Consider the following 6,397-nt stretch of genomic DNA (forward strand, 5'->3'; position numbering starts at 1 on the left):
GTAGGTGAAGCGACTTGCTCGTGGAGCTGAAATCAGTCGAAGATACCAGCTGGCTGCAACTGTTTATTAAAAACACAGCACTGTGCAAACACGAAAGTGGACGTATACGGTGTGACGCCTGCCCGGTGCCGGAAGGTTAATTGATGGGGTCAGCCGCAAGGCGAAGCTCTTGATCGAAGCCCCGGTAAACGGCGGCCGTAACTATAACGGTCCTAAGGTAGCGAAATTCCTTGTCGGGTAAGTTCCGACCTGCACGAATGGCGTAATGATGGCCAGGCTGTCTCCACCCGAGACTCAGTGAAATTGAACTCGCTGTGAAGATGCAGTGTACCCGCGGCAAGACGGAAAGACCCCGTGAACCTTTACTATAGCTTGACACTGAACATTGAGCCTTGATGTGTAGGATAGGTGGGAGGCTTTGAAGTGTGGACGCCAGTCTGCATGGAGCCGACCTTGAAATACCACCCTTTAATGTTTGATGTTCTAACGTGGACCCGTGATCCGGGTTGCGGACAGTGTCTGGTGGGTAGTTTGACTGGGGCGGTCTCCTCCTAAAGAGTAACGGAGGAGCACGAAGGTTGGCTAATCCTGGTCGGACATCAGGAGGTTAGTGCAATGGCATAAGCCAGCTTGACTGCGAGCGTGACGGCGCGAGCAGGTGCGAAAGCAGGTCATAGTGATCCGGTGGTTCTGAATGGAAGGGCCATCGCTCAACGGATAAAAGGTACTCCGGGGATAACAGGCTGATACCGCCCAAGAGTTCATATCGACGGCGGTGTTTGGCACCTCGATGTCGGCTCATCACATCCTGGGGCTGAAGTAGGTCCCAAGGGTATGGCTGTTCGCCATTTAAAGTGGTACGCGAGCTGGGTTTAGAACGTCGTGAGACAGTTCGGTCCCTATCTGCCGTGGGCGCTGGAGAACTGAGGGGGGCTGCTCCTAGTACGAGAGGACCGGAGTGGACGCATCACTGGTGTTCGGGTTGTCATGCCAATGGCACTGCCCGGTAGCTAAATGCGGAAGAGATAAGTGCTGAAAGCATCTAAGCACGAAACTTGCCCCGAGATGAGTTCTCCCTGAGACTTTAAGTCTCCTGAAGGAACGTTGAAGACGACGACGTTGATAGGCCGGGTGTGTAAGCGCAGCGATGCGTTGAGCTAACCGGTACTAATGAACCGTGAGGCTTAACCTTACAACGCCGAAGATGTTTTGGCGGATGAGAGAAGATTTTCAGCCTGATACAGATTAGATTAGCCGGCGATAAGCGGGTTAATAAACAGAATTTGCCTGGCGGAGATAGCGCGGTGGTCCCACCTGACCCCATGCCGAACTCAGAAGTGAAACGCCGTAGCGCCGATGGTAGTGTGGGGTCTCCCCATGCGAGAGTAGGGAACTGCCAGGCATCAAATTAGCGAAAGGCCATCCATAAGGATGGCCTTTTTGCGCTGGTGCGGAAAAATGCCGGATGCGATGCTGGCGAGCCTTATCTGTCCTGCGCAGGGTTACGGTAGGGGTCAGCAGCGCATTATTCCCCCACATACGCCAGATTCAGTAGCGGATACGGTTTCCCCAGCTCGTCGACTTCCGAACGCCCGGTAACTTTAAATCCCATCTTCTTATAGAATCCTACTGCTTGCTCATTTTGCTCATTAACGTTGGTTGTCAGTTCCGTGGCCATCGAGAGCGCATGTTCCACCAGTAGTCGACCTACGCCATACCCGCGCGCATCAGAATCAACAAATAGCGCATCCATATGCTGCCCGCTTAGCAACATAAACCCAATCGGTTGATCCCGCTCATTAACCGCAACCCACAGCGGTGCTTCTGGCAGAAACGAACTCACCAGCTCTTCCAGTTCGACCCGATAGTCTGCAGACAAAAAATGGTGGGTAGCATCGACAGAACGACACCAGATCGAAACCAGTTTTTCCCCTTCCTCATGCCGTGAACGGCGAATTCTAATAACCATTTCCACTCCTTTTATTCATGCTTATATTCTAACTCAGCCTTTTTCTTGAAACTTTCTCACCTTGAACATGCAGGCTCGACATTGGCGAATTTTCTGGTTATCTTCAGCTATCTGGATGTCTAAACGTTTGAACGTATGTAGTGAGGTAATCAGGTTATGCCGATTCGTGTGCCGGACGAGCTACCCGCCGTCAATTTCTTGCGTGAAGAAAACGTCTTTGTGATGACAACTTCGCGCGCGTCTGGTCAGGAAATTCGTCCGCTAAAGGTGCTTATCCTTAACCTGATGCCGAAGAAGATCGAAACTGAAAATCAGTTTTTACGCCTGCTTTCAAACTCTCCTTTGCAGGTCGATATTCAGTTGTTGCGCATCGATTCTCGCGAGTCGCGCAACACGCCTGCAGAGCATCTGAACAACTTCTACTGCAACTTTGAAGATATACAGGAACAGAACTTTGATGGTCTGATTGTAACTGGCGCGCCGCTGGGTCTGGTGGAGTTTAATGACGTCGCTTACTGGCCGCAGATCAAACAGGTATTGGAGTGGTCGAGAGATCACGTCACCTCGACATTATTTGTCTGTTGGGCGGTTCAGGCCGCGCTTAATATTCTCTACGGTATACCCAAGCAAACCCGCACCGACAAACTTTCGGGTGTATACGAGCACCACATTCTCCATCCTCATGCGCTTCTGACGCGTGGATTTGATGATTCATTTCTGGCACCGCATTCGCGATATGCAGACTTTCCGGCAGCGTTGATTCGTGATTACACCGATCTGGAGATTCTGGCAGAGACAGAAGAAGGGGATGCGTATTTGTTTGCCAGCAAAGACAAGCGTATTGCCTTTGTGACGGGCCATCCTGAATACGATGCGCAAACACTGGCGCAGGAATATTTCCGCGATGTAGAAGCCGGACTAACTCCGGATGTACCGTATAACTATTTCCCGCATAACGATCCGCAAAACAAACCGTGTGCGAGCTGGCGTAGTCACGGTAATTTGCTGTTTACCAACTGGCTCAACTATTACGTCTACCAGATTACGCCATACGATCTACGCCACATGAATCCAACGCTGGATTAATCTTCTGCGGCGATCGATCGTTAAGCGATTCAGCACATTACATCAGGCACCTTCGGGTGCCTTTTTTATTTCTGAAACGTCACTCATCAAGTGAATTAATTTTATTATTATTGTTATCAATAAGTTAATTGATAATTAAATTAAAAATGGAAATTGTTTTTGATTTTGCATTTTAAATGAGTAGTCTTAGTTGTGCTGAACGAAAAGCGCACAACGATCCTTCGTTCACAGTGGGGAAGTATTCGGATCCATGACGAGGAGCTGCACGATGACTCAACAGGCAACAACAACCGATGAACTGGCTTTCATAAGGCCGTATGGCGAGCAGGAGAAGCAAGTTCTCACCGCCGAAGCGGTAGAATTTCTGACTGAGCTGGTGACGCATTTTACGCCACAACGCAATAAACTTCTGGCAGCGCGCATTCAGCAACAGCAGGATATCGATAACGGGACGTTGCCTGATTTTATTTCGGAAACAACTTCCATTCGAGAAAGTAATTGGAAGATTCGCGGAATTCCTGCGGACTTACAAGATCGCCGGGTAGAGATAACCGGACCCGTTGAGCGCAAGATGGTGATTAACGCGCTAAACGCTAATGTGAAAGTCTTCATGGCTGACTTCGAGGATTCACTGGCCCCGGACTGGAACAAAGTGATCGACGGGCAAATTAACCTGCGCGATGCGGTTAACGGCACCATCAGTTACACCAACGAAGCAGGTAAAATTTATCAACTCAAGCCCAATCCGGCGGTTTTGATTTGTCGGGTACGCGGCCTGCACTTGCCGGAAAAACATGTTACCTGGCGTGGTGAAGCAATCCCTGGCAGCCTGTTTGATTTTGCTCTCTACTTCTTCCACAACTACCAGGCGCTGCTGGCAAAGGGCAGTGGTCCTTATTTTTATCTGCCAAAAACTCAGTCCTGGCAGGAAGCTGCATGGTGGAGCGAAGTCTTCACTTACGCAGAAGGTCGCTTTAACCTGCCGCGCGGCACCATCAAGGCAACGTTACTCATTGAAACCTTGCCTGCTGTATTCCAGATGGATGAAATCCTTCACGCACTGCGCGACCATATTGTCGGTCTGAACTGCGGTCGCTGGGATTACATCTTTAGCTATATCAAAACATTAAAAAACTATCCCGATCGCGTCCTGCCAGACCGCCAGGCAGTGACAATGGATAAACCGTTCCTCAGTGCCTATTCACGTCTGCTGATTAAAACCTGCCATAAACGCGGTGCATTCGCGATGGGCGGCATGGCGGCCTTTATCCCGAGTAAAGATGAAGAGCGCAATAATCAGGTTCTCAACAAGGTAAAAGCGGATAAAGCACTAGAAGCCAGCAACGGTCACGATGGTACGTGGATCGCCCATCCAGGCCTTGCTGATACCGCTATGGCGGTATTTAACGACATCCTCGGCTCTCGTAAAAACCAGTTAGAAGTCCTGCGCGAGCAAGATGCACCGGTTACTGCCGAACAACTGCTGGCTCCTTGTGACGGTGAGCGTACCGAAGAAGGCATGCGCGCCAATATTCGTGTGGCCGTGCAGTACATCGAAGCATGGATCTCCGGCAACGGCTGTGTGCCGATTTATGGTCTGATGGAAGACGCAGCAACGGCAGAGATTTCCCGCACCTCTATCTGGCAATGGATCCACCATCAAAAAACGTTGAGCAATGGCAAACCGGTGACCAAAGCACTGTTCCGCCAGATGTTGGCTGAAGAGATGAAAGAGATTGCCCATGAATTGGGCGAACAACGTTTCAATAGTGGGCGCTTCGATGATGCTGCTCGCCTGATGGAACAGATCACCACTTCCGATGAGTTAATTGATTTCCTGACCCTGCCAGGCTACCGCCTGTTAGCGTAAACCACCACATAACTATGGAGCATCTGCACATGAAAACCCGTACACAACAAATTGAAGAATTACAGAAAGAGTGGACTCAACCGCGCTGGGAAGGTATTACCCGCCCATACAGCGCGGAGGACGTGGTGAAATTACGCGGCTCGGTCAATCCGGAATGCACGCTGGCACAACTGGGCGCGGCAAAAATGTGGCGACTGCTGCACGGTGAATCGAAAAAAGGCTATATCAACAGCCTCGGCGCACTGACTGGCGGTCAGGCGCTGCAACAGGCGAAAGCGGGTATTGAAGCGGTTTACCTGTCTGGCTGGCAGGTAGCGGCGGATGCTAACCTGGCGGCCAGCATGTATCCGGACCAGTCACTTTATCCGGCAAATTCAGTGCCAGCGGTAGTGGAGCGGATCAATAACACCTTCCGTCGAGCTGATCAGATCCAGTGGTCCGCAGGTATTGAGCCGGGCGATCCGCGTTATGTTGATTATTTCCTGCCGATCGTTGCCGATGCTGAAGCCGGTTTTGGTGGTGTCCTGAATGCTTTTGAGCTGATGAAAGCGATGATTGAAGCCGGTGCAGCGGCAGTTCACTTCGAAGATCAGTTGGCGTCAGTGAAAAAATGCGGTCACATGGGCGGTAAAGTGCTGGTGCCAACCCAGGAAGCGATCCAGAAACTGGTCGCGGCGCGTCTGGCTGCGGATGTTACAGGAGTTCCGACCCTGTTGGTTGCTCGTACCGATGCCGATGCAGCAGACCTGATCACCTCCGATTGCGATCCGTACGACAGCGAATTCATCACTGGTGAACGCACTAATGAAGGTTTCTTCCGTACCCATGCGGGCATTGAACAAGCTATCAGCCGTGGTCTGGCTTATGCGCCATATGCTGACCTGGTTTGGTGTGAAACCTCTACGCCAGATCTGGAACTGGCGCGCCGTTTTGCCGACGCTATTCATGCGAAATATCCAGGCAAGCTGTTAGCCTACAACTGCTCGCCGTCGTTCAACTGGCAGAAAAATCTCGACGACAAAACTATTGCCAGCTTCCAGCAGCAATTGTCGGATATGGGTTACAAATTCCAGTTTATCACCCTGGCGGGTATCCACAGCATGTGGTTCAACATGTTCGACCTGGCAAACGCCTATGCGCAGGGCGAGGGGATGAAGCATTATGTTGAGAAAGTGCAGCAGCCGGAATTTGCTGCTGCGAAAGATGGCTACACCTTCGTTTCTCACCAGCAGGAAGTGGGTACGGGTTATTTCGATAAAGTGACGACCATTATTCAGGGTGGCACATCGTCGGTTACCGCACTGACCGGCTCTACCGAAGAATCGCAGTTCTAAGCAACCGACAATTGTTGTTGGCTGTAGGCCGGATAAGGCGTTCACGCCGCATCCGGCAATGAGCGCCTGATGCGACGCTTGCGCGTCTTATCAGGCCTACAAATGTTGCAGACTCGTAGACCGGATAAGGCGTTTACG

The 6,397-nt window shown here is 51.1% G+C and carries 4 protein-coding genes and 2 rRNA genes; 5 read left to right on the plus strand and 1 reads right to left on the minus strand.

Annotated features, from left to right (window positions below):
- Both A31E_RS0123255 and rrf read left to right on the plus strand, forming a co-directional pair.
- Positions 1-1,192, plus strand: a 23S ribosomal RNA gene (locus tag A31E_RS0123255); the annotation flags it as partial.
- 94 nt (positions 1,193-1,286) lie between these two features.
- A 5S ribosomal RNA gene (gene rrf, locus A31E_RS03020) occupies positions 1,287-1,402 on the plus strand.
- Between the two features lie 123 nt (positions 1,403-1,525).
- Here rrf and A31E_RS03015 read toward each other — a convergent pair.
- Positions 1,526-1,969, minus strand: a complete 444-nt coding sequence (locus A31E_RS03015; protein ID WP_001517544.1) for an acetyltransferase — start codon at positions 1,967-1,969, stop codon at positions 1,526-1,528.
- A 156-nt stretch (positions 1,970-2,125) separates the two neighbouring features.
- On the opposite strand from A31E_RS03015, the gene metA reads away from it, so the two are divergent.
- From metA to aceA, 3 genes are all read left to right on the plus strand, one after another.
- Complete coding sequence (gene metA / locus A31E_RS03010; RefSeq protein ID WP_001122799.1) at positions 2,126-3,055, plus strand: homoserine O-acetyltransferase MetA; 930 nt, start codon at positions 2,126-2,128, stop codon at positions 3,053-3,055.
- Positions 3,056-3,323: 268 nt separating this feature from the next.
- The gene (aceB, locus tag A31E_RS03005; protein ID WP_001517546.1) at positions 3,324-4,925 is read left to right on the plus strand and encodes a malate synthase A; all 1,602 of its coding nucleotides are present in this window, start codon (positions 3,324-3,326) and stop codon (positions 4,923-4,925) included.
- 29 nt (positions 4,926-4,954) lie between these two features.
- Complete coding sequence (gene aceA / locus A31E_RS03000) at positions 4,955-6,259, plus strand: isocitrate lyase (RefSeq protein WP_000857846.1); 1,305 nt, start codon at positions 4,955-4,957, stop codon at positions 6,257-6,259.
- The last annotated feature ends 138 nt before the right edge of the window (positions 6,260-6,397 follow it).

It is taken from the genome of Escherichia sp. KTE159, assembly GCF_000408805.1.
In the GTDB taxonomy this organism is placed as follows: domain Bacteria; phylum Pseudomonadota; class Gammaproteobacteria; order Enterobacterales; family Enterobacteriaceae; genus Escherichia; species Escherichia marmotae.

Bases quoted from the DNA above. Each gene is read 5' to 3' on its own strand.
- A31E_RS03015 (WP_001517544.1), bottom strand. From the start codon at position 1,969: ATGGTTATTAGAATTCGCCGTTCACGGCATGAGGAAGGGGAAAAACTG.
- metA (WP_001122799.1), top strand. From the start codon at position 2,126: ATGCCGATTCGTGTGCCGGACGAGCTACCCGCCGTCAATTTCTTGCGT.
- aceB (WP_001517546.1), top strand. From the start codon at position 3,324: ATGACTCAACAGGCAACAACAACCGATGAACTGGCTTTCATAAGGCCG.
- aceA (WP_000857846.1), top strand. From the start codon at position 4,955: ATGAAAACCCGTACACAACAAATTGAAGAATTACAGAAAGAGTGGACT.